Below are 26,921 nucleotides of genomic sequence, written 5' to 3'. Positions count from 1 at the left end.
TCTTTCCCCCCCTTACTTCAACCGAATTCTTGGATCAACAACTGCATATACGATATCTGCTAAAAAGTTTGAAACGATTGTTAAACAAGAAAGAAACATCGTAAATGCCATCAATACTGTATAGTCACGGAAATTTAATGCTTCTAATTGAATATTACCAATCCCTGGCCAGTTAAAAATTTGTTCAATAATAATTGCCCCAGAAAACAATCCAGGTAATTCAAATGCTAATAACGTAATTGCCGGTAAAATTGCATTTTTTAATGCATGCTTATAAATAACCGTCTTCTCCTTCAAACCTTTCGCTCTTGCTGTTCGTATGTAATCTTGTCTTACAACCTCTAACATACTTGTTCTAAAATAACGAGTTAGCGAGCCGACCCCAAGAAGTGTCAAAATAAATACTGGTAAAATCATATGTTTTGCAACTTCTATCACGTAAGCAAATCCTGTTGAATTACTGCCAACATCAATCATTCCACCTATCGGTAATAACTTAAAGTCAACCGCAAACACCTTAATTAAAAACAAACCGATAAAGAATGAAGGGAATGACATTGCTGCAAAAACACCGATTGTTACAAGTTTATCGAATAAAGAATGTTGCTTCGTCGCCGAGAATACACCGATAATAAGTGCAATTAGCCAAATAAAAAACAATGCAATAATTGCTACACTAAAGGAATTCCAAATAAATTTATTTAATAATGACGTTACAGGCTCTTGATATTGAAGTGAGAAGCCAAAGTCCCCTTGCAATGCATTACCTAACCAATGAAAATAACGCTCAACAATTGGTTTGTTCAACCCATATAACTCCCTCAGTTCAGCTGCTCTTTCCGGTGTAATTTTCGGGTTTGAATCAATATAATCCCCAGGAAGAAGTGCGAACAGGACGAAGATAATAATTGATGTACCAAGCAGTGTAGGAATCATTTGTAACAACCTACGAACAATATATGTTTTCACCCTTTTTCTCTCCAATCTTATGCTTAAAATAGAAGAACATTTTTTCAAAGCGGCACATTACTAACCGAATGAAAAAATGTCTTCTACTTATACATTCTTATCGTTATTTTTCAAATGATAATACTGGTAAGTTTGCACTAATACTGTTGTACTTTTCAGGATCAATTCCTTTTATATTCCCGTTATAACCAGTAATTGTTCTACGGTAGTTTAATAGAATTACTGGTGGATCATCACTTAATTCTTTATACAATTCTTTATAAATAGGTTTACGCTTTTCGATATCTACAGTTTCAATACCTTTTTGAATTAGCTCATCTACTTTTGCATTCTTATAACCAAGACTAGTTTCATTTGCAGTAGACAAATATTCACCAGCTGTTTCACTCGGATCACTTGTAATCGGTGTCGAAACAGAAGCTAAATCATAATCCCCTTTGTTTACCTTAGAAAGCATCGTATTAAAGTCCATAAATTCAGGATTAAACTCTACACCTATTTCTTTATAATTCTCTTTCGCAATCGGAATTAATAAATCACTATCTTTAGCCGAACTTGGACCGAAATAAGAAAGTTTTAATTTTTGACCATCTTTTTCACGAATTCCATCCGAACCAACTTTCCACCCTGCTTCATCTAATAATTTTTTCGCTTTTTCTTTATCGTATTCGTATTTATTAACTCCTTCTTCCGTATAAGCCCAAGAAGTTGGATGAATTGGTACATTGGCTACTGTACCGTATCCTTTTAACGCTGTATCAACATATTTTTTGCGGTCTAATCCGTAAATAAGTGCTTGGCGAACCTTTTTATCCTTTAAGTAAGGCTTATTATTATTCATATAAATATAACTAAATGACGGTGCTGTTTCGATTTGGATATTGGCGAATTCTAAAGCCTTAGCCTGTTCAAGAACCTCATCACCAGTACCTAAGCCAGTATGGTCAACTTCTCCTGTTTGGAATAACTGAAGCTTCGTATCACCAGAAGTAATTTTATAAATGAAGTTTTGAATTTTTGGTTTACCCGCATAATAATTTTCGTTTGCTACAAAACGAACTTCTTGACCTGGAATATACTTTTCAAATTTATATGGACCCGCAGCTAATGGCTTTCCATATAAATCTTTTAAGTAATCTAAGCTTGTATTTTGCTTATAATCTTTTCCATAATAAGCTTTTGATAGTACTGTACCTCCTAAAACAAATATAGCTTGTGAATTCACTTTTTCAGTTGTAATTTTAATTGTTTGTGGATCAACAACTTGAATACCTTCAATTGAAGTTGCTTTTCCTTCCTTATATTCTTTACCACCTTTAACCGCATATTGAGAGATATCTACTTCACCTTCATATGCCTTATCATGTAAAAGCGTCAATGTGAAAGCTACATCATCCGCCGTTAATGGCGATCCATCACTAAATTTCAAATCTTTACGTAAATGGAATGTATATGTTAACTGATCAGAAGAAACGTCCCACTTCTCAGCTAATTCTGGAATTGGTTTCCCTTGTTTATCGGTTGATACGAGAGATGCAAAAATAACTGAAGTTACGTTTCCATCCCAACCATTTTGTTGGAAGTATGGCAAAAATACGCCGCCTGGCTTACTAATACCAACTACTAACGTATCTTTTCTATTCTTCGCTTTGTCTGGCACTTTCGTTTTATCTGTCGCAGCGATCTTTTCAATTTTCACATTTTTTAAATCCTGCTGTTTAACCGGCTCTGTAGAAGCCGCGTCCTCCTGTCCCCCACAAGCAGACAACACAAGCGAACTACTCATTAATACCGAAAATACACCAGCCCATTTTTTTGTCTTTTTCTTCATTGTCCCCACCCTAACTTTTTATGATTATACCCTCTGAACGAATTACCTTATGTATGCCTCCCACAGCAACATTTATAGCCAATCGGAAAAGTCGGTTTTAATCGTAAAAAAAATAGATGTTTTTGAGGGGTAACAATCTTATTCCGACCTTTCCGGTAGACTTTATGGTTATTAGCTTATATCGTTCATTATGTTTTGTCAATTCTTTCTAAATAAATATTTTGAGAATTTTTCCAAAATTATCACTCTACATTTATACTTTAAGAAAACTCAGCTATAATTCGTATTAAAAAACTTAAAAATCTACTTCTATTCCTTCAACATGAAACATAGAATACTAATAACCAATTACCAAAAAGGGGGCGAAAATATGGACAACCTATTCCAATACGTCCTGCACTACGTATTATTAACAATTATGATAGTCGGAGCGCTATTACTATTCCCGTTCTTCCCAAAGTTCGTCCTCTTTTTAGCTTTTTTTATCATGCTCGGGATCGCTATTATAATTTCAACGAGAGAAGATGCCACGCAAAAAGAGAGCAGAGTTCAGCGCGTAAAGCTGTAACTTTGCTCTCTTTTCGTTTTCATTCACTAGTCTCTTTTATACATATTTATCCCGCTATTTGCCGGGCAGTAAGAACCCCACCTCAAAATTCAGCGAAAGCAAAAGAAGTTAGGTCGGGGTCGGGCTGCCCGTAAAAGCCCTCACTTTATCTCTCGGGAAATAATTAGCCTTTGTTTTTGTAATTACTCCTATCGAAAAGCCACTAATGACATTTCTTTTTCACCTTATCATTTTCATATGTTTCACAAACTATGCAAATTGAGGAACACGGATTTATCTAAGTTACTGTTTCACGTGAAACACACCGCTTCATTTAATCTTTAAAGCAAAATATCATTATGAAAAAAGCAACTTCCTCCAACAAAACTGAAAGGAAGTGGCTTTCTACTCTTTACTCCACAATATTCTCTAAATCACTATATAACTTCGCTCGTAACAACTCTTTCTTCGTTTTTTCCTCATATAATTTTTCAAGTCTTTCAACATCAGCTACATGTTCCATTTCACATTCTATTGCATATATATCTTCTTCTACATGCATTAACTCATTTTCAATCTCTTCAAGATTCCTAGCTTCTTTCTCTTTTACAGGAACCGTTTCAACACTTTTTCTCCCTTGGCGTTTCTGCTTTATTACTTGCTTCTCAAGCTTTTCCTCCCACTTTTGACGAGCCCATGCATAGTTTCCTGCAAACTCAAATAATTGGCATCCATCAATCCAGTACGTCTTTTCAAATAACTTATTTAAAAAATAACGATCGTGTGAAACAGCTAAAATCGTCCCATTATATTGCTCAAGGGCTTCCTCTAAAACTTCCCTTGATTCAATATCAAGATGGTTTGTCGGCTCATCTAAAATTAGAAAATTGATGTCTTGATACATAAGTTGCGCAAGTCTTAATCTCATTTTTTCTCCACCACTAAGTTGCGTTACTTTCTTAAATACTGCTGGACCATAAAACAAAAACTTAGCTAATATATGTCTTGCTTCTCCCTCTGTTACAGCCACATTCTCTCTGAATGCTTCCAATACATTACTCTTCATATTTTCATATGCATGCTGCGATAAATAACCGATTTTTACACTACTCCCCATCCTAATTGCGCCAGCGTCTGGTTCCATTTCTTTTAATAGTAATTTTAGTAACGTGGTCTTCCCTGTACCATTATGACCAACGATAGCAGCACGCTCTTGAAAACGAACATGTAAATTCGCTTGTTCAAATAAAGGTCGGCCAGCAAAACCTTTACTCACTTCTTTCATTACAACAACATCTTTTCCGCTTCTCTCTTGCCCTTCAAACTGAAGACCCATCTGTTTTCTTTCTAAAATCGGCCTCTTTAATTTCTCTATACGCTCTAACGCACGTTCCATATTCCTCGCTCTTTTATGCAATCCTTCATTCGGAGGATTCGCTTGATTTGCCCATTCACGTAGGCGCTTAATTGCTTCTTTCATTTTCTTTATTTTCTTTTGCTGCTCTTGATAAGCTTGAAACTCTTGAAGTAATCTTTCTTCCTTCTCCTCGACGAACTGAGAATAATTCGTATGGTACACGTGAATCTCTCCATCTTCCAAATCAAAAATTTTCGTTACAACTTCATCAAGGAAATAGCGATCGTGTGAAATAACCATAACTGTTCCAGTATATTCTTTTAAAAATTTCTCTAACCATTCAACTGCAAACAAATCTAAATGATTTGTTGGTTCATCTAATAGAAGTAAATCTGGTTTCTGCAATAACATATATGCAAGGCTAACTTTCGTCTGTTCTCCTCCACTTAATTCCGTAAATACTCTTGGAAATAAGTCTGTTACTTGTAAGCCATTTGCTACCTTCATTATATTTGCCTCTATTTCATAACCACCGAGAAATGCAAATTTTTCTTGAATTATTCCGTACCTCTCCATTAGCTTTTGCAATGAAGATTGTTCCTGCTCCTCCGCCATATTTTTTTCTAAAGCATGCATTTCTTTTTCTAATTCCTTTTCTACTTTAAAAGCGGAACTCAATACATCATATACATTCATGACCTCATCAAACTTCGGAATTTGTGCGACATGACCAATACGTGTACCTTTCTTCATATGGATGGCTCCTGCATCCAAACTCTCCCTTCCCGTTAGAAGTCCAAAGATTGTTGTCTTCCCACTACCGTTACGACCAACTAACCCAACACGTTCACCATTCTTTATTTCAAGCGATATATTTTCAAATATGATGTTTCCACCAAAAGATTTCATTACATTATTTACACTACAAATAGTCATTTTCCGTACTCCTTTCAATATAAAAAACCATGAGAAAGAAACATTCCCCATGGTTTTCGGCATAGAAAAAGGAAGCCAAATAGCTCCCTTTTCACACGTTTATTAAAAATGGGTGAAGAGATTTCTATCGTTCAATAGTCACTATGCAATTGTTAAAAAAGGGCATACGTATCCCGTTAACAACTACATCATGAAAAATCGCACGACAAAAATAAATAAAATCTAAAAATTTGGCACGCGCAGCTAAAGAACGTTTCATCTCATTCACCCCTTTCGTACGGAATTTAATACTTACTTCTTTATTATACTTTCCAATTTCATGTTTGAATAGTCATTTTTCTGAAAATAATGAAGATAGACTAAACATTTCAATAAGTGACATCAAATCTTACAAAACTGTTATGTTCACGTAATGGAAAGCGATAGTACGAAAAGATGCCTCCCTATACAATAAAGATGTAAACAAGCGAGACAAACAAAAGGAGGAAACAAACATGATGAAAGAAATCGTAAAAGCAATCTTTGAGGTATTAGTGAACGGACAAGCAGTTGTAAAAGAACTAAATGAACTATAAAAAGGAGTGAAGAAATATGATGAACATGGTGAAAATGATTTTACACGCTTTAGTCGATGCAAAAGCAGTTAGCCAAGAATTAAACCAACAATAAAAAGGGGTATATGAATATGAAGAAAGCCATTATTATAATTGCAAGCACAGCAATTACCTTATACACAATAAAAAAGAGAAAAAAGAAAAATAATGAAAATGTTCTATATTATCCATACACGCTATTAGAGAAAAAATAAAAGACAAGGTACCCTATCGTAATGAGGATATCTTGTCTTTTATTTTTCCCCTATTCCTTTAGAGGATTTCCTTCTCCTTTTCCCGAATGTATTAAGCGGGATTTTTACACATATTTTAAAGGGGCATATATACAAATGGATACACAACAACTATATTTTTTAAACGATATCGGTAAACAAAAACCAGAAAGTATTCGGAATAGAAGCGCTGCATGTCCATTTTGCGATAAAGAACAATTAACGGATATTTTAGCAACTGATGGTTCTATTATTTGGTTAAAAAATAAATTTCCTACATTACAAGATACATTTCAAACAGTGTTAATCGAAACCGATAATTGCGAAGATCATATCGCAACATATACAGAAGAACATATGAGAAAATTAATGCAATTTTCTATTCAACATTGGTTACACTTACAGAAGAACGAAGAGTTCGCATCTGTGATTTTATATAAAAATCACGGTCCATTTTCAGGTGGAAGTTTGCATCATGCACACATGCAAATTATCGGAATGAAATATGTAGATTATCTTGAAAATATTAAAGAGGAAAATTTCCAAGGAGTAATTGTTCAAAAAAATGAACGCATTGAGCTTAATATTTCAGAGCGTCCCATTATTGGCTTCACTGAATTCAATATAATCATTGATAATATTTCATATATAGATGAAATGGCAAATTACATTCAGCAAACTGTACGTTACATACTGATAGATTTTCATAAAGGATGCAGTAGTTATAACTTATTCTTCTATTACTTAAATGGAAAAATTATTTGTAAAGTTGTTCCTAGGTTTGTCGTTTCACCATTGTATGTAGGATATAAAATACCGCAAGTTTCTACAAAACTAGAAGAGGTGAAAATACAACTCACGCAGTATTTCACGAAAGAAAAGGATGAAATTATTCATAAAAAAACAGAGTAGGTATAGAAAACCTACTCTTTAATTACACCTTTATTTCGATAGTACACATCTTCTAATCCGATGTTATACTTCATGTTATTATCCGTCCACTCCGGCCCTAAATTCCCTGGCCATCCAGATGTATTCGCTATATATTTCAGTAATGCAAAATCAGTCAAACCTTTTTGCACCCCGCGCTTATATCCTTTCATCAAATGCGGCATTGCAATTTGTGCATTTGTACGTGGATCTTTTAGCTCATCATCAGTTAAATGTTCTGGTGCAAGCCCGCCGCCCCGGTGTAGTTGAAACAATCCGAATGAAGTTCCATTATCTCCAACACTTCTTGGATTTAATCGACTTTCATGCTCAGCAATTGCAAGAGGTATCCATTCCGGAAGATTTACTTTCTTCGCTTCCTCTATAATGATTTGTTTCATCTGTTTTGCTTCTTCTGAATCAACATAGCTTGTTCCATTCACTAGCTTATCCATTCCTTCAGACTTTCCTTGGAAATATAAATATACCCCAAGAACAACTAAAAATCCTACAAAGAATTTCTTCACTACCTCTACCTCTTTCTCCGCTGAAATTTGTCCCCCTTTCAGCCTTCCCTTTACAATTACCTACATTCTATTACTCTTTTATCATAGCAAATAACTATACATATTATCATCATGCTTTAGACCGATTTTGTGAAAAAACAGCTGGTAAATACGTGCAAAAATGTAACTTTCATAGACTATAACGCATTTATTGTATATAATTGTAAACTGAACTCTATATATAGAATAGGAGCATACAAAATGAAAAAATGCCTAACACTCTTGTTCAGCATTTTACTACTCATCCCTACCTACACCTCTGCACAAACATCATCAAAACCAAAAGTACTTGTTTTGTATAGTACACAAGACGATAAATTTTCAAATAATGTCCAAATCCTTAATACTCAATTAGGACATTTTACAAATGATATAACTGTAAAAAACTTAAAAGAAGCAACTTCAATTAATAACGTATCCTCCTATACACATATTGTTTATATCGGTGAAACAAAAGAAGCGTTTTCTGATGAAACGAAACAATTTCTAGAAAACTTCTCCGGCCCTGTATTAGTATTAGGACAAAATGTTGAACAATTATCTAAGCGTTTTTCTTTCATTACTTTGAATAGTGATGATATACGAGTTAATAAAATTGAATATCCAGACAAGAAGCTAAAAAATACCTTAGAGGAGGAACGATTAATTCAATCATTTGATACGAATGGAACTGTGCTTGCTAACGCCTTAAGCTCAAATAACACTAACCCACTAATCGTTCAGCATGAAACATCTTATTATGTTGCAACACCTAACCTCTTTGACTGGATGTCTCATTACGTCGGTGAAATGTTATTTTCTTATTTCAGCCAAAAACCAACGAAAAATAAAGTTGAAGCTTATTTACGCCTTGAGGATGTTCACCCCGCAGCAGATATAAATCAATTGAAAGAAATTGCTGAATTACTAAAAGAGAAAAAGATGCCTTACATGATTACTGTTATTCCGGTATATAAAGATCCAGATACAGGAAAGATAATACATTTAAAAGATAAACCAGAACTAGTTGATCTTTTACGCTCTATGCAAGATGATGGTGCAGCAATTATTATGCATGGTTATACTCACCAATTTTATGACAGTGAAACAGGTGAAGGCTTTGAATTTTGGGATGTAAAAACAGATCAACCAATTCGCCAACCGAAGCATGAAAAACCGAAGACAAAAGATGACTTTCCAAATATAGAGGCATATAACCAATATGTAAAAAAAGGGGAAGAATTCGAGGGAAAATATACGAAAGATCATATCGAAAAAGGAATTCAAGAACTTGTAGATGCTAAACTATATCCTGTTGCCTTTGAAGCACCTCATTACACGATGTCTCAAAAAGGATATGAAATATTATCAAGGTACTTTTCAACTTATGTAGGACAACTACAGTTAAATGATACAACTTGGAAATCCATGCACTCACCATATTATACAAGTACTCCATCATTTTTACATGGAATGAAACTATTGCCTGAAACAGTCGGATTTATTGAAGAAGATACGCCACAAACTACTGCTAAAATGAAAGAGCGTGCTCTATCTGTTTCTAAATTATCCGATGGAGTTATTGGTGCATTCTATCATCCTTACTTAGGTGCGAAACCATTAAAAGAAGTGTTAAAGGATCTAGAAAGTATTCCAAATATAGAATGGATTGATTTACAAAAGGAAAAGAATGAAGTAAAAATGAAAGATATTCATATTACGACGAATAAAGACGGCATTCACGTTGAAAAACCAACCAGTGCGAATGACATAATTGATTATATAAAGCAATATGGCTTCTTCCTTATGCTAGGGTTCGTTATCATTGTCTTTCTTTTATTATTAAAACGTGCGAAAAAATTAGAATCCTAATACAAAACCACCGAGCGGAACGCTTGGTGGTTTTTTGTCCTATATCAAACCGTGGCATTTTATTAAATAAATTCAACTTTTACTTTTTCCGTTACATGATTAAAACTATAATTCTCCTATCCTTTCAAATAAAATCGACTTGTATTTTCATATATTGTTTCTGCGACCTTATCAATGGATATGTTTTTTATAGAACTAATTTCCTTTAATACCTCTCGAATCATTCTTGGGTGCGTTATAACATCTTCTTGAAATTCCCACGGACCATCTGTTTCTACCATCATATATTCAAGCGGATAATACGAAACGATTTTTCTAATCTTCTCCTTATGTAAAACATCCGGTGTAATCGAAATATAATAACCATTTCTCATCATCCGTTTCATTGTTTCATCGCTTCCTTTAAACCAATGAAAGTGTGCACGTGAAACTTTATATTTCTCTAGCAAATCACATACAATGTCAGCATCTTCATAAACTGCGTGTAATACAATCGGCAAATTATACTTACTAGCTAGTTCTATAAATTTTTTCAATACAGCTATGTATGGATCTGCAGCAATTCTTTCATCTTCTTTTCTCAAATAATAGGGCAAACCTACTTCACCAATCGCAACAATTTCCTCTGCGTTCTGTTCAATAAGTTGATAAATCTGTTCACACTCTTCTTTATGAATCTGTTGCTCTGGATGAAACCCTATCGCTGGATATATAAAGGGATACTTCTTCGCTAAAGATAACGTTTCCTTACAAGATTGATAATTCATAGATACTGCAATAAGCCCCTTTATTTCCTTACTATTTTCCACCTCTTTCAGCAATCTGCTCTTCTCTTCATCCTTATATTGATCAACATGTATATGACTATCAATCCATTTCATCTTTATGCCCCCATAAAAAAACAAGAAAGGACTTCCTTTCTTGTTTTAGCATCTATATTATTTAACAATTAAGTTTGTTATGATATCAAATAATCCAATACACACTACGGCAACAGTAAAGTAGCTACAGAAATCTTTAATTGGTAACTTCACTACTTCTTCTTTACGCATCCCATTCTTCTCCCTTCTTACTAGATCCCTAATTATTTTTCTATCTGTATCTATTATGCAAAAAATATGACAAATTTACTATCGAATTAACTTACGTAAACCTTACAATGTTGTAAGGTTTAAAAAAGGATCCCCATCTTTATTCAGATGAGGATTATTAAAAATTAGTTGGTTTTTCATTCTTCATTACAAACAGAAAGTAATACATTGAGACTTTCTAGTTACACTATATGAAAATTACTATCTTTTAACTATCGAATTACATTACAGAAGGCTTACATGTTTGTAAGTTATGTGTAATGTAATTCGATAGTTCCCCTTACTTATATTTCGTACAATAAAGTTAGAAAGTAAGCCAAATAAGAAGAACACTCACATAACCAAATTACATTGCTAGTAGCTACTCTTCTTATACCTTTCACCCATGCTACTACAATGTACCCCCTTCCCCTTTATATAATAAAAAAGCCTTAGTCTATATGGACTAAGGCTTTTTTGTTAATCCAAAAATACCCTTACCCAGTATTTTTATTTTCGACAAAAAATAGCCGGGGGTATATTTCACTATCTCATCGTTAAAAGTTTGCTCTTCGCATTTATAGGAATATTTGCAACCTCAATCTCTTCAATCGATTCACCGTAACGTCCTTTTGCAAAAACCTTTAATGCTTCATCTCTCTTTAACATATGCTTAACCGTTTTCTTTATTTTCTGCTCTCTACCACGTTCATCGAATGCAATAAATTCATATTCATACCACTCATCACCAATATGCTGACCAATTGTATTCACAACCGTATAGTATTCTTTCGTCTTATAAAATGGATTATATTTATCGATAACTGGTCCAAGTTTCGTAGGCAGTAACATTACTACTATCACTATCATCGCTATTATAGTAGTGATCATTTTTTTCTTCATAATAAACATTCCTCCTCTGCAGGATATATATACATCCATTTTAAAAAGGGGGAATAAAAACTACTATTGAATCTCATTACATTACACTTACATTTTTGTAAGAATTAAAAAAGGTGAACGAATTTGCTCGTTCACCTTTTAGCTTGCTTTAAAGCCACCGCCAAGTACATCACGTACATCATGTATAACAACGAAAGCATCTTCATCTACCCGGCTAATAACTTGTTTTAACTTAACAAGCTCTTGTTTATTAATAACAACATATAAAACTTCTTTATTTTTACCAGTATATCCGCCGCGCCCTTCTAATACAGTAACACCGCGTGTCATATTTTTCGTAATAGCTTCACGAATTAAATCTGGTTGATTCGAAATAATCGTAACAGCCGTTTTTGTGTCCATTCCTTCTACAATGAAATCAATCACCTTCGCTCCAATGAACACAGCCACAAGTGTATACATCGCCTTTTCTTGCCCTATTATAAATACAGAACCAGCAATTACAACAATATCAATAATTAGTACGCCTTTACCTACACTCCAACCTAAATATTGATTTGCTAACTGAGCTAAGATTGCTGATCCTCCCGATGTACCTCCGGCTTTGAACATACAACCTAATCCAATTCCCACAAATAAACCAGCAAATAAAGCTGCTAATAATGTATCACTATTTACATGATACTCAATATGTTCTGTAACGTATAAAAACAAAGATGTTTCTACAATCCCTAAAATTGTATAAATCATTGTTTTCTTATCAAAAAATTTATAACCAACAGCTAGTAAAATTGCATTTATAGCAAAGTTCACAATTCCTGGTGACCAATCAAATAAGTAGTACGTAACAACCGTTAAACCAATAATTCCACCTTCCGATAAACGGTTTGGAATTGCAAAGTAATTAATACCAATTGCGAATAATAATGAACCAATTGTAATTAGTGTTATTTCCTTTATACGTTGATTAACCATAGTTCATACCCTCCCCCCATTTGACATTGTATCACTATCTCCTAGAGGTTTAGAAGTGGTTTTTATTCCGCATTTTCCCTCTTAAAAATTGAAATATTATGTTTAAACAGAGGGTTGATTAATTATTCATATTTGCTCTAACTGCACGGACAAATCGCTCCACATTCCCTTTCTGAATATACTTAGCGCGAATGGTTTCATGACTACAAGTAAATTCAAAATACGGATGAAAATCTATGCTATCTATATACAAATATGAATACTCTTTAAATGTTGAAGAATAGTACGGAAATTTCCCGTAAAAAAGGAGACGTCTAGTAGTGGCAACAAAAACCCCATGTTGATACGATAATATAAAATTATCCTTCTCAAATATCCCTACCACAAAAGCCAGAATCTTTTCATCATCATCTACATACTTTTTCATACTCGATAAAAGTTCATTCATGCATATTCCTCCAAATTCTATTCACTGCATTAACACTTGAAAAGAATCCATGGATTATTACAGACCGGTTTAACTCCTTTATAAAGTATGAAACGCGTTTCCTGTCAAAGATATTTCAAAAAAATAATCCGTTATGCGATTATACACATAACGGATTACGATTAAACTGTAGAGCGTTCCACAAGTTCGTATGGAATTTCCAGCTTTTCTTGTTCAGAACTCTCGTCATTCACTTTTCTATGCAACATTTCAAAAGCAGTTTTCCCTATCTCCTTTAAATTTTGATCAATAGTTGTCAATTGTAACACTTGCGAGATAGGTTGATTATCAAAGCCAATAATCGCTAAATCCTCAGGAACTTGAATCCCTAATTTTTCAACCTCTGTCATAACCCCAATCGCAACTTCATCACCTGCTACTATTAATGCTTCAGGAAGATCCTGCATCTCTTTTAACTTATGAGCCACTTTTACACCATCTTCTAGTGTAAAACATTCTGTAAAAATCCATTCTTCATTAACCTCTTCGTCTATAGATTGCAATTGCTGTTTATAAACATCAAAACGCTTTTGACTACTCGGCCCTAATTTTCTTCCCGTACAATAACCAATTTTTTTATAACCTTTCTCAATCAAATAATCCATTCCTAATTGAAAGGCCGCTGAATGATTCGTATATACACTTGAGATGTTTGAAATATCATTGTCTTCACAAGCAATTATTGCGCCGTAAGAAGCATACGGTTCTATCGTTTCCCAATCATTTGCACGTGAACAAATAATAAGACCATCCAATTGTTTTGTTTTTAACATATGTAAACTTTTCATTTCTTCTTTTTTATTATAATTCGTTTGGCAAAGTAGCACCCTGTAATTATGCGCTAACGCAGTCTCCATCATTCCGCTCACCATCGCATCAAAACACGGATGATTAATATACGGTAAAATCACACCAACAATATTCGTTTTTCCTTTTGATAAATGAACAGCATTTGCGTTTTGCGAGTAATTCAATTTCTCAACTATCTCTATAACCGCTTTTCTTTTTTCTTCACTTACATATGGGTGATCATTCAACACTCTCGAAACAGTCGTAACTGAAACTCCCGCCATCTTTGCAATATCTTTAATATTAGCCATACACTCACCTCTACCTTTAACTTAATGAATCTCATGAACATATGTCAAATCTTCTTATCATTACACCTTCATTCGTTTCTCTTACAAAAGTGTAATTTTTCTGTAAGCTAATTCGATAGTGACTTTCCGCAACATTTCATACAATTAAGTCAGAAACAAGGTAACAACTATTCGAAAAGGAGCGGATTAATATGATGAACAAAATAAAAACGAACAATTTCTTACATACAATGGGCATGGTATTTTCCGCTCTTATCGACGCAAAAGCTGTTGCTTCTACATTAAACAAGTAAGGAGAATGTATTATGAATAACATCACTTTTAACAAATTAGATTTTTTAGGACTAGCTAGTGGCTCGATTCTTCTTACTGCTTTTATTTACGCCGCTACGCTTGTATAACTTTGTGTCCCCTTTCCCCTTTATTATAAATAGTAATAGAAAAGACGACCGTCTATGCCCGGTCGTCTTTTCTTATTTTTGATTTGATTGCAAAGCTTCTTTTAACTCCTCAAACTTCTCATTTAATTGATCCGTCATCATTTTCATAGCGGTTTTTCGATCTATTTGTTCTCCAGCCTCAATTTGAATTGGATCTCCAAAAATCAATTGTGCCTTTTTCCCCTTTATTAATTCTTTTATACTTGATGGACCAACATAAGCTGCTGGTACTAACGGAACATTGGAACGCATCGCAATTGTCACAGCACCCGCTTTTAATGAAACATCTTCCGCCGATCTTGTTCCACTCGGAAAAATCCCTACTACCTTTCCTTCTTTTAATAAACGTGATGGAATTTTAAGTGTACTTGGTCCTGGATTCGCACGATCTACAGGGAATGCATTTACATTTTTAAAGAACCAATTTTTGAATTTCCCTTCAAATAATTCTTTTTTGGCCATGTAATGAATTTGAGTTGGATACATCCCTGTAGCTAACATTAATACATCCATAAAACTTGTATGTGTACATGCAACAACATAGGGTCCACCTTCTGGTAGCTTTTCTCTTCCTTGTACTTCTACTTTCCCAGCTGTTTTAAATATATATTTCAACAAAAATGTAATTGGTTTATACATTTATTTCGTTCCTTTCTAAACATCCGAAGTATAATCATATTCTTATAATAATTATAACACTAAGTTTTAGGAGTTGGTAATAAAATTAAGGATGAATTGTTAAATTTCAATTCTTACAAAAGTGTAATTTTCTTGTAAGCTAATTCGATAGTTACTTCTTACTATATTTCATACAATTAAGTCAGAAACAGGGCAACAATTATTCGAAAAGGAGTGGATCAATATGATGAACAAAATGAAAACGAACAATTTCTTAAATACAATGGGCATGGTATTATCGGCTCTTTTCGATGCAAAAGCTGTTGCTTCTGCATTAAACAAGTAAGGAGAATGTATTATGAATAACATTACTTTTAACAAATTAGATTTTTTAGGATTAGCTAGCGGCTCTCTTCTTCTTACTGCTTTCATTTACGCTGCTACACTTGTATAACTTTGTGTCCCCTTTCCCCTTTATATAGAAAAAGACGACCGTCTATGCCCGGTCGTCTTTTTAATTTTTTCTTTCTTTCAATTCTTTTAAAAGCTGTATCAGCTCAGCTTGTTGTTTTATCTTTTTACGACCATTTCGATTAATTGCTGCAAGCTCACAGGCAACTCCGACGGCGAAGAAAAACAATAAACTTTCTAACATGTGAAATCCTCCATTTGCCTATTAAACAGCTTGACGTAATTGTTCTTCTTGTAAAACTCTCTTATTTATATTTTCTTCTTTTCTCTGGCAAACGTTATTGCGAATAAGCGCTGCAATAACAAGTACAGTCCCTATAATATCAAACATTGTGATTTGATACCCTTGCATCATCATAATAGCTAAAGTCGTAATTGGTACAAAATTAATAAATAAAATCCCATTAATGGATGATAAAATTTTCACACCATAGTTCCAAGCAAGTAGCGCTACAATACCTGGCAATGTCATCATGAATAACAAATCATATTTCACAATAGAAATCGTTCCCATACTCGGAACTGAAATATATCCAAGCGACGTAATAATTACCGTTATAATCGCTGTAACAGTCGTACCGAATACACACGTCAACGTAGAATAACGTAATGTTGACCAATCACTACAAGTTTGACCACCCATCGTATAAATAACCCACCCTACAACACCAATAAATATAAATGCTAATGGGAACATATTATCTTTCAATGTTACAAAGAAACTCATGTCACCTTTTGTAATAACAAACACAGCTCCTACAAAAGCAATAACCATACTCGTTATCATATACTTCTTCGGTTTTATATGCTTATATCCCCATAAAATACAAATAGAAATCATCGGCATAAGTGCTTCCATAATGGAAGCTACCATTACACCCGACTTACCCATTAACATTTGCCCTAAAAATATGAGGACATTATATACTGTAAATGCCATCGTTCCAAAAAAGACGAGTAACTTTCCTCTTCCCTCTAAACAAAATGCCTGTTTTCCTTCTTTCACTAACAACAATACAATCAGCATTATCGCCACTGCTCCATAGCGAATAAGCGAAAAATAAAATGGATCTATGTATTCTAGCGCATGATCAGCAACTGGAAACATCGCTCCCCATGACATACTCGCAATTAAACACGCCAAAGCCCCTATTATCATTTGACCTCTTCTCACCGCAATCCCCCGTTTCTTTCTATTTGCACAAAGAGAATTGTAAAAGAAAAAATATATCACGTAAAATGATTCAAAATGATGTTAACTATCATTTATAATGATAGTTAACATCAAGGGGGATTACAAAATGGAATTAAGAGACTTACAAATCTTTAAAAGCGTTGCCGATCAGGGTAGTGTAAGTAGCGCAGCAAAGGAATTAAATTATGTACAATCAAATGTAACTGCACGTATTAAACAACTAGAAAACGAATTAAAAACCCCACTCTTTTACCGCCATAAACGAGGAATGACTTTAACAGCTGAAGGAAGAAAAATGCTCGTTTATGTTAGTAAAATTTTGCAAGATGTCGACGAACTAAAACAAGTATTTTTAGATAGCGAAACACCTTCTGGTATATTAAAAATCGGTACAGTCGAAACAGTAAGTACACTGCCTACCATTTTATCTTCTTACTATAAAAGCTATCCGAATGTCGATTTATCATTACAAGCGGGTCTAACAGAAGAATTAATTAGAGAAGTACTTGATCATCAATTAGATGGCGCCTTTATATCAGGTCCTATTAAACATCCACTAATCGAACAATACGATGTTAGTACAGAGAAATTAATGCTTATAACACAAAATAAAGCCTTTCATATAGAAGAATTTACAACAACGCCTCTACTCGTTTTTAACCAAGGATGTGGATACCGCTCCAAACTAGAACGTTGGCTTAAAGACGAAGGTTTGCTACCAAAAAGAATTATGGAATTCAATATATTAGAGACAATATTAAACAGTGTTGCACTCGGTCTCGGAATTACACTCGTACCACAGTCTGCTGTCCATCATCTTTCTAAAGCAGGTAAGGTACATTGTCATGCAATCCCTGAAAAATACGGCAGTATTTCAACGGTTTTCATACGCCGTAAAGATAGCTATATGACGAATTCAATGCGTAGTTTTTTAAAAACAATTGAAGACCATCATCATATCAATATGCTGTGAAAGACATTCTTACATGAATGTCTTTTTTTCTTACAAAAGTGTAAGTCTTTCGTAAGCTAATTCGATAGTTGGAAGTATCCATATTCCCTATAATTAAGACATAAGCAGGGCAACAACTATTCGAAAAGGAGCGGATACGCATGATGAACAATATGAAATCAAATAAATTTTTAAATACAATGGGCATGGTGCTATCCGCACTTGTCGATGCAAAAGCTGTTGCAACTACATTAAACAAATAAGGAGAGATTATAATGAACAACATTACTTTCAACAAATCAGACTTTATCGGACTTGCAAGTGGAGCTACTCTTCTTACGGCTTTCATTTATACACTTGCTCAAGGTCTTATTTAACACTTTGTTTCCCCAAACCCCTTTATATATAGAAAAAGCTGCTCGTCTTATAGACAAGCAGCTTTTTAGTTTGTCCCGCTTTAATGGGCAGTAAGACCCCCACCTCAAAATTCAGCGAAAGCAAAGAAGTTAGGTGGGGGGTCGGGCTGCCCATTAAAGTCCGATTGGTTCAACTAATAATCAGTGGGGGATGAAGAACCCCCACACTGATTAAAGTTTCACTTTATTTCATATACAATTTGACCTGTTTTCGTAATATCATATCCGCCAATCGCATTTAATTCATTATGAAATTCTTCCGATTGCAGAATGTCTTTCACAACTTCAATCAGCTCTTCATTTTCTTTATTCTTCAAAATTACTAAATCATACTGTTCTTTCATGATTGGAATAAAGTCCACATTTACAATTTGCGAAAACTTTTCTGAACCTACTCCTACATCAGCTTTTCCATTTGCAACTTGCGTGGCAACACCAAGATGATTCGATTCTTCCCATTCATATCCACTAATATCAGCTTTATTTAATTTTCGGATTCGTAATTGTTCATCCACTAACACTCTAATACCAGAACCCTTTTCTCGATTCACAAACTTTATAGTGGACCCGGATATGTCAGCCCATGTCTTTATTTTCTTCGGATTTCCTTTTTGAACATAAAACCCTACATTTCTGGACAATAAATTAATCATAAGACATGGCTGTCCTACTAAAATACGTTTTACGTAAGGAATATTATATGTACCCGTTTCACCATCAAACAAATGCAAACTAACGATACTTCCTTCTCCTTGATACATTTTCACTAAACTCGTTAAGCTACCTTGATACGCTCTTAAAACATTAGAACTTGGCAAACGATTTTCTATACGTTTAGCTAACATATCTAACGTTAGTTCTTGACCACTAATAATACACGTGTTCAAGATACTACTACCATCGTTTTTTACAGGATTAACTTGTACTTTCCCTGTTTTCATTTGCTTTATATATTGATCTAAATCTGCTGCATCAATGCGCATCTGTCTACCAACTCTATAAGAAGGAAGTTCTCCTTTTTTAATTAAGTCGTATACAGTTAATTTTGATACTTTTAATCGCTTTGCTACTTCTTCCGTTGTGTAGGAATGATGATCCATAGACGATTCCTCACTTTCTCCTTTCATTGTAACAAAGAAAAGAATATTTCTCCTATTTTTTAAAAATAGACTTATGTTCAAATTATATTCAATTATAACTAGTTATATTTAGTTATATTTAGTTATAATTAGATGTGTCAAAATGAAAGGGGATTTTTTTATGAATAAATTTATATTACGTTCCATCGGGGCACTTATACTTTCTTTCCTTCTTATATTTAGCGCTGCTTGTACAAGTGGGGAAAAGCATACAAAGTCAGCTGCTAAAGAGGATAAAACAGTTGAACTGACTATCTCAGCTGCTGCAAGCTTACAAGATGCATTAAAAGAAATCGAAAAACAATATAAAGAAAAAGAGCCAAATATCAAACTTTCTTTTAACTTCGGTGCTTCTGGAGCACTTCAACAACAAATTGAACAAGGTGCACCTGCTGATTTATTCTTCTCAGCAGCAGAAGATAAATTCCAAACCCTTGTAAAAAAAGGATTCATTAATGAAAAAGAAGGGAAAAATCTTCTTGGAAATGAACTAGTTCTAGTCGTCCCAAAAGATAGTTCTCTTACAAAAATTCAAGATTTAAAAGATGAAAAAATAAAAAAAATTGCACTTGGTACACCTGAATCTGTACCTGCTGGCAAATATGCAAAGGCTTCTCTAACACACGAAAACCTTTGGAATGATGTTCAAAATAAAGTCGTATTTACAAAAGATGTTCGCCAAGTGTTAACATATGTAGAAACAGGGAATGTCGATGCTGGTATCGTATACAAAACAGATGCTCTCATTTCGGATAAAGTAAAGATTGGTGAGACAGCAGCAGCTACTTCTCATGAGCCAATCCACTATCCTTTAGGTGTTATAAAGGAATCTAAACATAAGAAAGAGGCGACTTCATTTTATGAGTATTTGCAGTCAAAAGATGCACAATCTATCTTTAAAAAATATGGATTTACAGTCCTGTCGTAATTACTATGAGCATTGATGCTATTTTATCGCCTGTCTTTCTATCTTTAAGAGTAGCTGCATGCGCCACTATTCTCGTTACAATTTTAGGGACAATTGTCGGGCGAGCACTAGCTCGCTCCTCATGGCGATATAAAGTACTATTAGAAACCATATTTTTATTACCAATGGTACTTCCACCAACTGTTATCGGCTTCTTTCTCATTATCATCTTTGGAAACAACAGCCCGATCGGAAAGTGGGTTGAATCATTATTTCAGCAGTCTATTATGTTCACATCTACTGCTGCGATCATTGCTTCTACAGTTGTTGCATTTCCGCTTATGTACCAATCAGCGAAAACGGGATTTTCTATCGCAAATGTACAAATTGAAGAAAGTGCTCGTGACCTTGGCGCAAGTGAATATCAAGTTTTTCTGCACGTTACACTTCCGCTCGCATTTCCTGCCTTACTAAGCGGGATGATTTTGAGCTTTGTCCGCGCGCTCGGTGAATTTGGCGCTACACTTATGTTTGCCGGGAACATTCCTGGTAAAACACAGACAATCCCAACTGCAATTTACATGGCTATTGATGCAAGTAATATGCAACTCGCATGGACACTTGTAGTTATTACTATCGGTATGTCACTCGTATTTCTACTATGTATTCAACTTATTAATAAAAGAATTACTAACTCTTAAAGCAGCTTTTTTCGAAGCTGCTTCTTTATTTCTTAGGAAATAAAATATACCACCGGGAAATAACTGAATTTTACCTCTTATTAAAATATACATTTTATTTGAATTCACTTTCTAAAATAGGCAATTTCCTGTTATTATATGGAGGTGTTTCAAAAAATGAAGAAATGAAAACGCATTTATATCGTGAATTCTTCATCCTGTTTTAGCGATCGGTAATCTTCTACTCTATTAGTGGGGCATTACCGATCGTTAGAACGATATGTAACTATATTGGTATAGCAAACCGAAGGGAGTCTTGTAATGGACATTTTATTAGCGCTTCTTCCTGCAATTGCATGGGGAAACATCTTATTAGTAAGCGTAAAAATGGGCGGTGGTGCATATAGCCAAACGGTAGGTATGACAATCGGTGCTCTATTCTTCGCAACAATTATGTATGTATTTACTCAACCAGCTTTAACAATGACAATCTTAATTGTTGGTTTTATTTCAGGTTTATTCTGGGCTTTAGGACAAGTAAACCAATTAAAAACAGTTGAAAAACTAGGTGTTTCAACTACTGTAACGATTTCTACTGGTATGCAACTTGTTGCAACTTCTATCTTTGGGGTTATCGCTTTCCGTGAGTGGACTACTACTACAACGATCATTCTGGGAACGATTGCAATCCTATTAATCGTAGTTGGTGTTGTATTCACATCATTAGATGATAAAGAAAATGCTCAGCCACCTGGACAATTGAAAAAAGGACTTCTTACTTTAATTGTTTCTACTTTCGGCTATCTTGTATATGTAATTATTATTCGTTGGTATAATATCGATGGTTGGTCTGCTATTTTACCACAAGCAGTTGGTATGTTTGTTGGTGCGGTTGTACTGACGTCTAAACATAAACCATTTAACAAATATGCAATCCGTAATGCTTTGTCTGGTTTACTATGGGGAACTGGAAACTTATTCTTACTTCTTTCATTACCACGTGTTGGAGTAGCAACAAGCTTCCCATTATCTCAAACTGGAATCGTTATCTCAACATTCGGTGCGATTGTATTCTTAGGTGAAAAGAAAACAAAACGTCAATTGGTCTTTATTGCACTCGGTAGTGTTTTAATTATTGGCGGCGCTGTATTACTTGGTATGACAAAAGCATAATCTTATATTCTATTAGTAAACCCCTGAAGCATATGTACTTCAGGGGTTTTTTAATTCTAATTATTTTCTAGATATAATTATTTGTATGTTCTTGCCCCTTATAATTGCTCTTCCACTCTAGCAAACCAGCTACACATATAAAGAGATTAATAATAGCTAATATTAGCATGACGTATAAACCAGTAGAAATATAAATTACAATGCTAACTACGTTATATAACATCCATAAATGCCAGTTTTCTAATATTTTTCGACTTAACATAAATTGAGCCACTAGTCCCAATACGGCATTTAAAGCGTCTAAATATGGACTTGTTGACTCTAAATAACGGACTTGATAATAACCCCAACCAATCCAAGCAACTAAAATAAAACTTATATAAAAAGTCCATCCTTTCAAATCTAAACGAACTGTTGCTTTTACCTCTCCCTCCCCACTTCGTGCAATCCAATAATACCAACCATATACATTAAATATAAATTGAAAAGCGGCTAATACTGCCATTGCATATAAACCTTGTGTAATAAAAATGTATAGAAATACCGCAACAGTAATCATGCCAAATAAAAAGTTGGATACTTTTTCTCTCGCTAATAACCAAACATTAATGATCCCCATAATTGATGCGAAAATTTCAATATAACTCGATTGAATATACAATCCAACTAATACACAAATAATACTAGAAACAAGTAAAAAAAGTGGACTTCTAACCATATTTATCTCTCCCCAGATGTGTAATAAATTCCCTATCACCAGTATAAGGAATAGCCCTTTCCTTTACCATGAATTTCAGCCTTCTCATTATCCATTCCATCTACGATAAGTCTTTTCTTTTTACAAAATTCTCTTAAAGATGATATCGTTTTTATAACATATCTCTACTAGAAAGGAATAAAGGATATGCTAACTAAACATCGAATTTTATTTATTGGTGCCGGTCGTATGGCAGAAGCTATATTTTCCGGATTACTTAAAACAAGCAAAGAGTACATCGAAGAAATTATCGTCTCTAACCGAAGCAACATAGAAAAGCTAAAACAGTTACAACATCGATATAATGTGTCTACTACAACAGATTGGAAACAGCATGTTACATCTGTTGATACGGTTGTTTTAGCAATGCCACCTTCGGCTCATGAAGAGTTATTAGCTGAGCTATCTCCGTTAATATCAAATCAACTAGTCGTAACAGTAGCAGCTGGCATTGGACCATCTTATTTAGAAGCTAGACTCCCAAAAGGCACGCCTGTTGCTTGGATTATGCCTAATACAGCTGCTGAAATTGGAAAGTCTATCTCCTTATATACAATGGGACAATCAGTAAACGAGATACATCAAGAAACCCTGCAACTACTTTTAAAAGGTATTGGTACTTCGCAACTTTGTACTGAGGAAGAAGTTCATCAGCTTACTGCAGTTACTGGAAGTGCACCAGCCTTCCTTTATTACTTTGCTGAAAGCTTAATTGAAGCAACAAAAAGTTATGGGGTTGATGAAGAAACCGCAAAACATCTTGTCATTCAAATGATTTCTGGCTCTGCTTCTATGCTTGAACAAACGCAAAATCCAGCTAACCTTCGCGAACAAGTAACAACGCCAGGTGGTTCCACAGCTGAGGGTCTCAAAACTTTATACGAATATAATTTTTCAGAGGCAATTCAAAAAGCATTAGAAGCAACAAACAAAAAAGCTAGGGGGAAATAATATGATTTTAACAAGTTTAAAAGACTATACAACATTACATAACGGTGTAAAAATGCCTTGGTTTGGTTTAGGTGTTTTTAAAGTAGAAGATGGTTCAGAAGTAATTGATTCTGTAAAAGCAGCAATTAAAAATGGCTACCGCAGCATCGATACTGCAGCAATCTATCAAAATGAAGAAGGCGTTGGGCAAGCGATTCGTGAATCCGGTGTTTCACGTGAAGAATTATTTATTACCTCAAAAGTATGGAATAGCGATCAAGGATATGAAACAACACTTCAAGCATTTGAAACTACATTAGAGAAATTAGGTCTAGAATATTTAGATTTATATTTAGTACATTGGCCTGTAAAAGGGAAATATACTGAATCATGGAAAGCATTAGAAACACTTTATAAAGATGGCCGTGTTCGCGCTATCGGTGTGAGTAATTTCCACATTCACCACTTACAAGACGTATTTGAAATTGCTGAAATTAAGCCCATGGTCAACCAAGTGGAATACCACCCACGTTTAGCACAAGAAGAGTTACATGCATTCTGTAAAGAACATAATATCCAGCTTGAAGCTTGGTCACCATTAATGCAAGGACAACTACTAGATAATCCAACGTTACAAGAAATTGCGACAAAATATAATAAATCAACTGCGCAAATTATTTTACGTTGGGATTTACAAAACGAAGTTGTAACAATTCCCAAATCAATTAAAGAACATCGCATTATTGAAAATGCAAACATCTTCGACTTTGAATTAAGTGCTGATGATATGAAAGCAATTCAAGCTTTAAATGAAGATCGTCGCGTTGGTCCAGATCCAGATAACTTTAACTTCTAGTAGAAAAACCACTGCCATATGCAGTGGTTTTTTCATTTAAGAAAACTGAAAATTTAAACTATATTTCATTTAGTTGACACTTCATTATTCAAGGTGTAAGATTTTGAATTATCAAAGAAACACAAAAATTAATAAAATTTATTCGTTTACTCATTGTATCAAGAGAGGTGGAGGGACTGGCCCTTTGAAACCTCGGCAACAGGTTCATTTTGAATACTGTGCCACTTCCTGCAAGCTTTATGCTTGAAAGATAGAATGAGGGACTTCGTTTATATACGGGTGCATAACTTGTACGTAAAAATCCCTCTTTCTCAATATGAAAAGAGGGATTTTTTATTTTTCATTTCCCTCATCATCATCCAAACTTAATTATTTAGGAGGAAAATCAAATGAAAAAGAAGTTTGTACCCGGTATTGCATCAGTTGTAGGAGTAAGTATTTTATTAACTGGTTGCGGTAGTTATAAAAACGAAGCAAGCGGAGCAAATGCAAAAGACGAGGCACCTAGTAAACAGGTTTTAAACTTATCTTCACCTACTGAAATACGAACAATGGATACGGCTCGTGCTACAGATACTGATTCTGGTCAAGTAATGAGAAACGTATTTGAAGGTTTGTATAATCTTGGTGAAGGTAACAAACCTGTTCCTGGTGTTGCAAAATCTCATGAAGTAAGTGGCGATAAAACGAAATACACATTCCATTTGCGAGATTCAAAATGGTCAAACGGCACTCCTGTTACAGCTAAAGATTTTGTGTTCGCTTGGCAACGTGCCGTAGATCCAGCAACAGCCTCTGAATATGCATTTTTATTCTTTGATATTAAAAACGCAACAAAAATTAACAACAAAGAACTTCCAGCCGACCAACTTGGTGTAAAAGCAGTTGATGACCATACGTTTGAGGTAGAATTAGAGCGTCCTGTTCCTTATTTTATTAGCTTAACAGCGTTCCCAACATTTCTACCAATTAATGAGGAATTCTTTAAAGTACAAGGTGATAAGTACGCTTTAGAAGATAATACAATCTTGTACAATGGAGCTTTTACACTAAGCGATTGGAAGCACGAACAAAGCTTTAAATTTAAGAAGAACCCTACCTATTGGGATAAAGATACTGTCAAACTAGAAGAAATCAATTTTAATGTCGTAAAAGAAAAATCAACAGAAGTAAATTTATTCGAGTCAAAACAATTAGATCGTATAAAACTAACATCTGACTTCGTCGATAAATATAAAAAGGATGCTAACTTTAAAGAACGTCCAAACGTAGGCGTACAATTTTTACGTATGAATCAACAAAACAAAGTACTTCAAAACGTTTCTGCACGCCAAGCAATTGATCAAACAATTGATAGAAAATCCTTTGTAAATACGTTATTAAATGATGGCTCTACACCAACATTTGGTCTCGTTCCAAAAAACTTTGCAAAAGGACCTGAAGGAAAAGACTTCCGTACTGCAAACGGCGATTTAACAAAAGTTGATACAAAATCTGCACAAGAGTTATGGAAAAAAGCTAAACAAGAGCTTGGTTCTGAAAAGATAACATTAGAATTATTAACGAGTGATGCTGACCTTGATAAGAAAACTGGTGAATTCTTAAAAGGACAACTAGAAAAGAATCTAGATGGATTAACAGTAAATATAAAACCTCAGCCGCGTAAGCAACAAGTTTCGCTTTTATTAAAAGGTGACTACGAAATCGGAATTGATGGCTGGAGCCCTGACTTTGCGGATCCAATTACATTCCTTGAGCTATTTACAACGAATAACCCTTATAACTTAGATCATTACTCTAATAAGGAATTCGATGAAACAATAGCAAAAGTGAAAACAACTTTAGCTGGTGATGAAAAAGCTCGCTGGGAAGCATTACTAGCATCCGAGAAAATATTATTTAAAGACTCTGTTATCGCTCCTCTTTACCAAAAAGGCGAATCTTATTTAGAACGTTCTTATGTGAAAGGAATTGTGCAAGTAGACTTTGCAGGTCAATTAAACTTCAAGTGGGCAAAAATTGAAAAATAAAGTGAAACT

29 protein-coding genes and 1 riboswitch are annotated in these 26,921 nt (G+C 34.4%); of the genes, 14 read left to right on the top strand and 15 right to left on the bottom strand.

Annotated features, from left to right (window positions below):
- Positions 1-12 precede the first annotated feature (12 nt).
- The gene (locus V7S45_RS01260; protein WP_000860748.1) at positions 13-969 is read right to left on the bottom strand and encodes an ABC transporter permease; all 957 of its coding nucleotides are present in this window, start codon (positions 967-969) and stop codon (positions 13-15) included.
- A gap of 103 nt (positions 970-1,072) precedes the next feature.
- Positions 1,073-2,800, bottom strand: coding sequence for an ABC transporter substrate-binding protein (locus V7S45_RS01255; RefSeq protein WP_000730692.1), 1,728 nt, complete (start codon positions 2,798-2,800; stop codon positions 1,073-1,075).
- 370 nt (positions 2,801-3,170) lie between these two features.
- Between V7S45_RS01255 and V7S45_RS01250 the strand changes: the two genes are divergently transcribed.
- On the top strand, positions 3,171-3,368 hold the full coding sequence (locus tag V7S45_RS01250; RefSeq protein ID WP_000369254.1) for a hypothetical protein: 198 nt from the start codon (positions 3,171-3,173) through the stop codon (positions 3,366-3,368).
- Positions 3,369-3,759: 391 nt separating this feature from the next.
- Here the strand turns inward: V7S45_RS01250 and abc-f are convergent, their stop codons facing one another.
- Both abc-f and V7S45_RS01240 read right to left on the bottom strand, forming a co-directional pair.
- Positions 3,760-5,640 (bottom strand): ABC-F type ribosomal protection protein, encoded by a 1,881-nt coding sequence (gene abc-f / locus V7S45_RS01245; protein WP_025687133.1) that lies wholly within the window; start codon positions 5,638-5,640, stop codon positions 3,760-3,762.
- A 124-nt stretch (positions 5,641-5,764) separates the two neighbouring features.
- The gene (locus tag V7S45_RS01240) at positions 5,765-5,899 is read right to left on the bottom strand and encodes an RAxF-45 family protein (RefSeq protein ID WP_000830643.1); all 135 of its coding nucleotides are present in this window, start codon (positions 5,897-5,899) and stop codon (positions 5,765-5,767) included.
- Between the two features lie 420 nt (positions 5,900-6,319).
- Here V7S45_RS01240 and V7S45_RS01235 point away from each other — a divergent pair, with 420 nt between their 5' ends.
- A complete protein-coding gene (locus tag V7S45_RS01235; protein WP_002023099.1) occupies positions 6,320-6,448 on the top strand; it encodes a hypothetical protein in 129 nt (42 codons plus the stop codon).
- A gap of 135 nt (positions 6,449-6,583) precedes the next feature.
- Positions 6,584-7,378, top strand: coding sequence for a DUF4931 domain-containing protein (locus V7S45_RS01230; protein ID WP_025687132.1), 795 nt, complete (start codon positions 6,584-6,586; stop codon positions 7,376-7,378).
- Between the two features lie 11 nt (positions 7,379-7,389).
- On the opposite strand, the gene V7S45_RS01225 is transcribed toward V7S45_RS01230, so the two are convergent.
- Positions 7,390-7,923 carry a transglycosylase SLT domain-containing protein gene (locus V7S45_RS01225; protein WP_000713249.1) on the bottom strand — a complete coding sequence of 178 codons (534 nt, stop codon included), beginning with the start codon at positions 7,921-7,923 and terminating at the stop codon, positions 7,390-7,392.
- Positions 7,924-8,163: 240 nt separating this feature from the next.
- Between V7S45_RS01225 and V7S45_RS01220 the strand changes: the two genes are divergently transcribed.
- Positions 8,164-9,813: a polysaccharide deacetylase family protein gene (locus tag V7S45_RS01220; protein WP_089607170.1), complete on the top strand. Its 1,650-nt coding sequence runs from the start codon at positions 8,164-8,166 to the stop codon at positions 9,811-9,813.
- Between the two features lie 116 nt (positions 9,814-9,929).
- Here the strand turns inward: V7S45_RS01220 and V7S45_RS01215 are convergent, their stop codons facing one another.
- From V7S45_RS01215 to V7S45_RS01195, 5 genes are all read right to left on the bottom strand, one after another.
- On the bottom strand, positions 9,930-10,694 hold the full coding sequence (locus tag V7S45_RS01215; RefSeq protein WP_000871102.1) for a TatD family hydrolase: 765 nt from the start codon (positions 10,692-10,694) through the stop codon (positions 9,930-9,932).
- 735 nt (positions 10,695-11,429) lie between these two features.
- Entirely contained in the window at positions 11,430-11,786 is a 357-nt protein-coding gene (locus tag V7S45_RS01210; protein ID WP_000728422.1) for a YxeA family protein, read from the bottom strand.
- 138 nt (positions 11,787-11,924) lie between these two features.
- Positions 11,925-12,761, bottom strand: coding sequence for a YitT family protein (locus V7S45_RS01205; protein WP_000248045.1), 837 nt, complete (start codon positions 12,759-12,761; stop codon positions 11,925-11,927).
- 118 nt (positions 12,762-12,879) lie between these two features.
- The gene (locus V7S45_RS01200) at positions 12,880-13,209 is read right to left on the bottom strand and encodes a PH domain-containing protein (RefSeq protein WP_001004246.1); all 330 of its coding nucleotides are present in this window, start codon (positions 13,207-13,209) and stop codon (positions 12,880-12,882) included.
- A gap of 161 nt (positions 13,210-13,370) precedes the next feature.
- A complete protein-coding gene (locus V7S45_RS01195; protein ID WP_001273903.1) occupies positions 13,371-14,348 on the bottom strand; it encodes a LacI family DNA-binding transcriptional regulator in 978 nt (325 codons plus the stop codon).
- A 305-nt stretch (positions 14,349-14,653) separates the two neighbouring features.
- Here V7S45_RS01195 and V7S45_RS01190 point away from each other — a divergent pair, with 305 nt between their 5' ends.
- Entirely contained in the window at positions 14,654-14,749 is a 96-nt protein-coding gene (locus V7S45_RS01190; protein ID WP_001059999.1) for a DUF3948 family protein, read from the top strand.
- Positions 14,750-14,821: 72 nt separating this feature from the next.
- Here V7S45_RS01190 and V7S45_RS01185 read toward each other — a convergent pair whose 3' ends face one another.
- Positions 14,822-15,427 (bottom strand): 1-acyl-sn-glycerol-3-phosphate acyltransferase, encoded by a 606-nt coding sequence (locus V7S45_RS01185; RefSeq protein ID WP_025690483.1) that lies wholly within the window; start codon positions 15,425-15,427, stop codon positions 14,822-14,824.
- Between the two features lie 337 nt (positions 15,428-15,764).
- Here V7S45_RS01185 and V7S45_RS01180 point away from each other — a divergent pair, with 337 nt between their 5' ends.
- On the top strand, positions 15,765-15,860 hold the full coding sequence (locus V7S45_RS01180) for a DUF3948 family protein (RefSeq protein ID WP_001060007.1): 96 nt from the start codon (positions 15,765-15,767) through the stop codon (positions 15,858-15,860).
- 60 nt (positions 15,861-15,920) lie between these two features.
- On the opposite strand, the gene V7S45_RS01175 is transcribed toward V7S45_RS01180, so the two are convergent.
- Positions 15,921-16,061 (bottom strand): YrzO family protein, encoded by a 141-nt coding sequence (locus tag V7S45_RS01175; protein ID WP_000894065.1) that lies wholly within the window; start codon positions 16,059-16,061, stop codon positions 15,921-15,923.
- Positions 16,062-16,082: 21 nt separating this feature from the next.
- Positions 16,083-17,051 (bottom strand): DMT family transporter, encoded by a 969-nt coding sequence (locus V7S45_RS01170; RefSeq protein WP_002180311.1) that lies wholly within the window; start codon positions 17,049-17,051, stop codon positions 16,083-16,085.
- 127 nt (positions 17,052-17,178) lie between these two features.
- Here V7S45_RS01170 and V7S45_RS01165 point away from each other — a divergent pair, with 127 nt between their 5' ends.
- Positions 17,179-18,045 carry a LysR family transcriptional regulator gene (locus tag V7S45_RS01165; protein WP_000423031.1) on the top strand — a complete coding sequence of 289 codons (867 nt, stop codon included), beginning with the start codon at positions 17,179-17,181 and terminating at the stop codon, positions 18,043-18,045.
- A gap of 254 nt (positions 18,046-18,299) precedes the next feature.
- The gene (locus V7S45_RS01160; protein WP_001060017.1) at positions 18,300-18,401 is read left to right on the top strand and encodes a DUF3948 family protein; all 102 of its coding nucleotides are present in this window, start codon (positions 18,300-18,302) and stop codon (positions 18,399-18,401) included.
- 218 nt (positions 18,402-18,619) lie between these two features.
- On the opposite strand, the gene V7S45_RS01155 is transcribed toward V7S45_RS01160, so the two are convergent.
- Entirely contained in the window at positions 18,620-19,540 is a 921-nt protein-coding gene (locus V7S45_RS01155; RefSeq protein ID WP_002180310.1) for a substrate-binding domain-containing protein, read from the bottom strand.
- A gap of 160 nt (positions 19,541-19,700) precedes the next feature.
- Between V7S45_RS01155 and modA the strand changes: the two genes are divergently transcribed.
- The 3 genes from modA to V7S45_RS01140 all read left to right on the top strand — a co-directional run bounded on the left by modA (position 19,701) and on the right by V7S45_RS01140 (position 22,339).
- Positions 19,701-20,507, top strand: coding sequence for a molybdate ABC transporter substrate-binding protein (gene modA / locus V7S45_RS01150; RefSeq protein WP_001031841.1), 807 nt, complete (start codon positions 19,701-19,703; stop codon positions 20,505-20,507).
- Positions 20,508-20,512: 5 nt separating this feature from the next.
- Positions 20,513-21,187 (top strand): molybdate ABC transporter permease subunit, encoded by a 675-nt coding sequence (gene modB / locus V7S45_RS01145; protein WP_000020526.1) that lies wholly within the window; start codon positions 20,513-20,515, stop codon positions 21,185-21,187.
- A 300-nt stretch (positions 21,188-21,487) separates the two neighbouring features.
- Positions 21,488-22,339, top strand: a complete 852-nt coding sequence (locus V7S45_RS01140) for a GRP family sugar transporter (protein WP_342761626.1) — start codon at positions 21,488-21,490, stop codon at positions 22,337-22,339.
- Between the two features lie 67 nt (positions 22,340-22,406).
- Here the strand turns inward: V7S45_RS01140 and pnuC are convergent, their stop codons facing one another.
- Positions 22,407-23,057, bottom strand: coding sequence for a nicotinamide riboside transporter PnuC (pnuC, locus tag V7S45_RS01135; protein ID WP_025690487.1), 651 nt, complete (start codon positions 23,055-23,057; stop codon positions 22,407-22,409).
- Between the two features lie 186 nt (positions 23,058-23,243).
- Here pnuC and proC point away from each other — a divergent pair, with 186 nt between their 5' ends.
- From proC to V7S45_RS01120, 3 genes are all read left to right on the top strand, one after another.
- On the top strand, positions 23,244-24,047 hold the full coding sequence (gene proC / locus V7S45_RS01130; protein WP_025690488.1) for a pyrroline-5-carboxylate reductase: 804 nt from the start codon (positions 23,244-23,246) through the stop codon (positions 24,045-24,047).
- 1 nt (position 24,048) lies between these two features.
- Entirely contained in the window at positions 24,049-24,882 is an 834-nt protein-coding gene (locus V7S45_RS01125) for an aldo/keto reductase (protein ID WP_000604203.1), read from the top strand.
- A gap of 152 nt (positions 24,883-25,034) precedes the next feature.
- A riboswitch (SAM riboswitch) is annotated at positions 25,035-25,139 on the top strand.
- Positions 25,140-25,271: 132 nt separating this feature from the next.
- Positions 25,272-26,912 (top strand): peptide ABC transporter substrate-binding protein, encoded by a 1,641-nt coding sequence (locus V7S45_RS01120; RefSeq protein ID WP_000726482.1) that lies wholly within the window; start codon positions 25,272-25,274, stop codon positions 26,910-26,912.
- Positions 26,913-26,921 lie beyond the last annotated feature (9 nt).

Source organism: Bacillus sp. BR3(2024) (assembly GCF_039134555.1).
Classification (GTDB): Bacteria; Bacillota; Bacilli; order Bacillales; family Bacillaceae_G; genus Bacillus_A; species Bacillus_A cereus.
The sequence above is the reverse complement of the archived record's forward strand: the minus strand, read 5'-3'. Positions and strand labels throughout refer to the sequence as shown.

What these genes read in the sequence shown, in the direction of transcription:
- V7S45_RS01250 (WP_000369254.1), top strand. Translation starts at nt 3,171, where the DNA reads ATGGACAACCTATTCCAATACGTCCTGCACTACGTATTATTAACAATT.
- V7S45_RS01190 (WP_001059999.1), top strand. Translation starts at nt 14,654, where the DNA reads ATGAATAACATCACTTTTAACAAATTAGATTTTTTAGGACTAGCTAGT.
- modA (WP_001031841.1), top strand. Translation starts at nt 19,701, where the DNA reads ATGAATAAATTTATATTACGTTCCATCGGGGCACTTATACTTTCTTTC.
- V7S45_RS01200 (WP_001004246.1), bottom strand. Translation starts at nt 13,209, where the DNA reads ATGAATGAACTTTTATCGAGTATGAAAAAGTATGTAGATGATGATGAA.
- V7S45_RS01230 (WP_025687132.1), top strand. Translation starts at nt 6,584, where the DNA reads ATGGATACACAACAACTATATTTTTTAAACGATATCGGTAAACAAAAA.
- V7S45_RS01240 (WP_000830643.1), bottom strand. Translation starts at nt 5,899, where the DNA reads ATGAAACGTTCTTTAGCTGCGCGTGCCAAATTTTTAGATTTTATTTAT.
- pnuC (WP_025690487.1), bottom strand. Translation starts at nt 23,057, where the DNA reads ATGGTTAGAAGTCCACTTTTTTTACTTGTTTCTAGTATTATTTGTGTA.
- V7S45_RS01235 (WP_002023099.1), top strand. Translation starts at nt 6,320, where the DNA reads ATGAATATGAAGAAAGCCATTATTATAATTGCAAGCACAGCAATTACC.
- V7S45_RS01255 (WP_000730692.1), bottom strand. Translation starts at nt 2,800, where the DNA reads ATGAAGAAAAAGACAAAAAAATGGGCTGGTGTATTTTCGGTATTAATG.
- V7S45_RS01160 (WP_001060017.1), top strand. Translation starts at nt 18,300, where the DNA reads ATGAACAACATTACTTTCAACAAATCAGACTTTATCGGACTTGCAAGT.
- V7S45_RS01220 (WP_089607170.1), top strand. Translation starts at nt 8,164, where the DNA reads ATGAAAAAATGCCTAACACTCTTGTTCAGCATTTTACTACTCATCCCT.
- proC (WP_025690488.1), top strand. Translation starts at nt 23,244, where the DNA reads ATGCTAACTAAACATCGAATTTTATTTATTGGTGCCGGTCGTATGGCA.
- V7S45_RS01175 (WP_000894065.1), bottom strand. Translation starts at nt 16,061, where the DNA reads ATGTTAGAAAGTTTATTGTTTTTCTTCGCCGTCGGAGTTGCCTGTGAG.
- V7S45_RS01180 (WP_001060007.1), top strand. Translation starts at nt 15,765, where the DNA reads ATGAATAACATTACTTTTAACAAATTAGATTTTTTAGGATTAGCTAGC.
- V7S45_RS01210 (WP_000728422.1), bottom strand. Translation starts at nt 11,786, where the DNA reads ATGAAGAAAAAAATGATCACTACTATAATAGCGATGATAGTGATAGTA.
- V7S45_RS01205 (WP_000248045.1), bottom strand. Translation starts at nt 12,761, where the DNA reads ATGGTTAATCAACGTATAAAGGAAATAACACTAATTACAATTGGTTCA.
- V7S45_RS01195 (WP_001273903.1), bottom strand. Translation starts at nt 14,348, where the DNA reads ATGGCTAATATTAAAGATATTGCAAAGATGGCGGGAGTTTCAGTTACG.
- V7S45_RS01165 (WP_000423031.1), top strand. Translation starts at nt 17,179, where the DNA reads ATGGAATTAAGAGACTTACAAATCTTTAAAAGCGTTGCCGATCAGGGT.
- V7S45_RS01120 (WP_000726482.1), top strand. Translation starts at nt 25,272, where the DNA reads ATGAAAAAGAAGTTTGTACCCGGTATTGCATCAGTTGTAGGAGTAAGT.
- V7S45_RS01155 (WP_002180310.1), bottom strand. Translation starts at nt 19,540, where the DNA reads ATGGATCATCATTCCTACACAACGGAAGAAGTAGCAAAGCGATTAAAA.
- V7S45_RS01215 (WP_000871102.1), bottom strand. Translation starts at nt 10,694, where the DNA reads ATGAAATGGATTGATAGTCATATACATGTTGATCAATATAAGGATGAA.
- abc-f (WP_025687133.1), bottom strand. Translation starts at nt 5,640, where the DNA reads ATGACTATTTGTAGTGTAAATAATGTAATGAAATCTTTTGGTGGAAAC.
- V7S45_RS01185 (WP_025690483.1), bottom strand. Translation starts at nt 15,427, where the DNA reads ATGTATAAACCAATTACATTTTTGTTGAAATATATATTTAAAACAGCT.
- V7S45_RS01140 (WP_342761626.1), top strand. Translation starts at nt 21,488, where the DNA reads ATGGACATTTTATTAGCGCTTCTTCCTGCAATTGCATGGGGAAACATC.
- modB (WP_000020526.1), top strand. Translation starts at nt 20,513, where the DNA reads ATGAGCATTGATGCTATTTTATCGCCTGTCTTTCTATCTTTAAGAGTA.
- V7S45_RS01125 (WP_000604203.1), top strand. Translation starts at nt 24,049, where the DNA reads ATGATTTTAACAAGTTTAAAAGACTATACAACATTACATAACGGTGTA.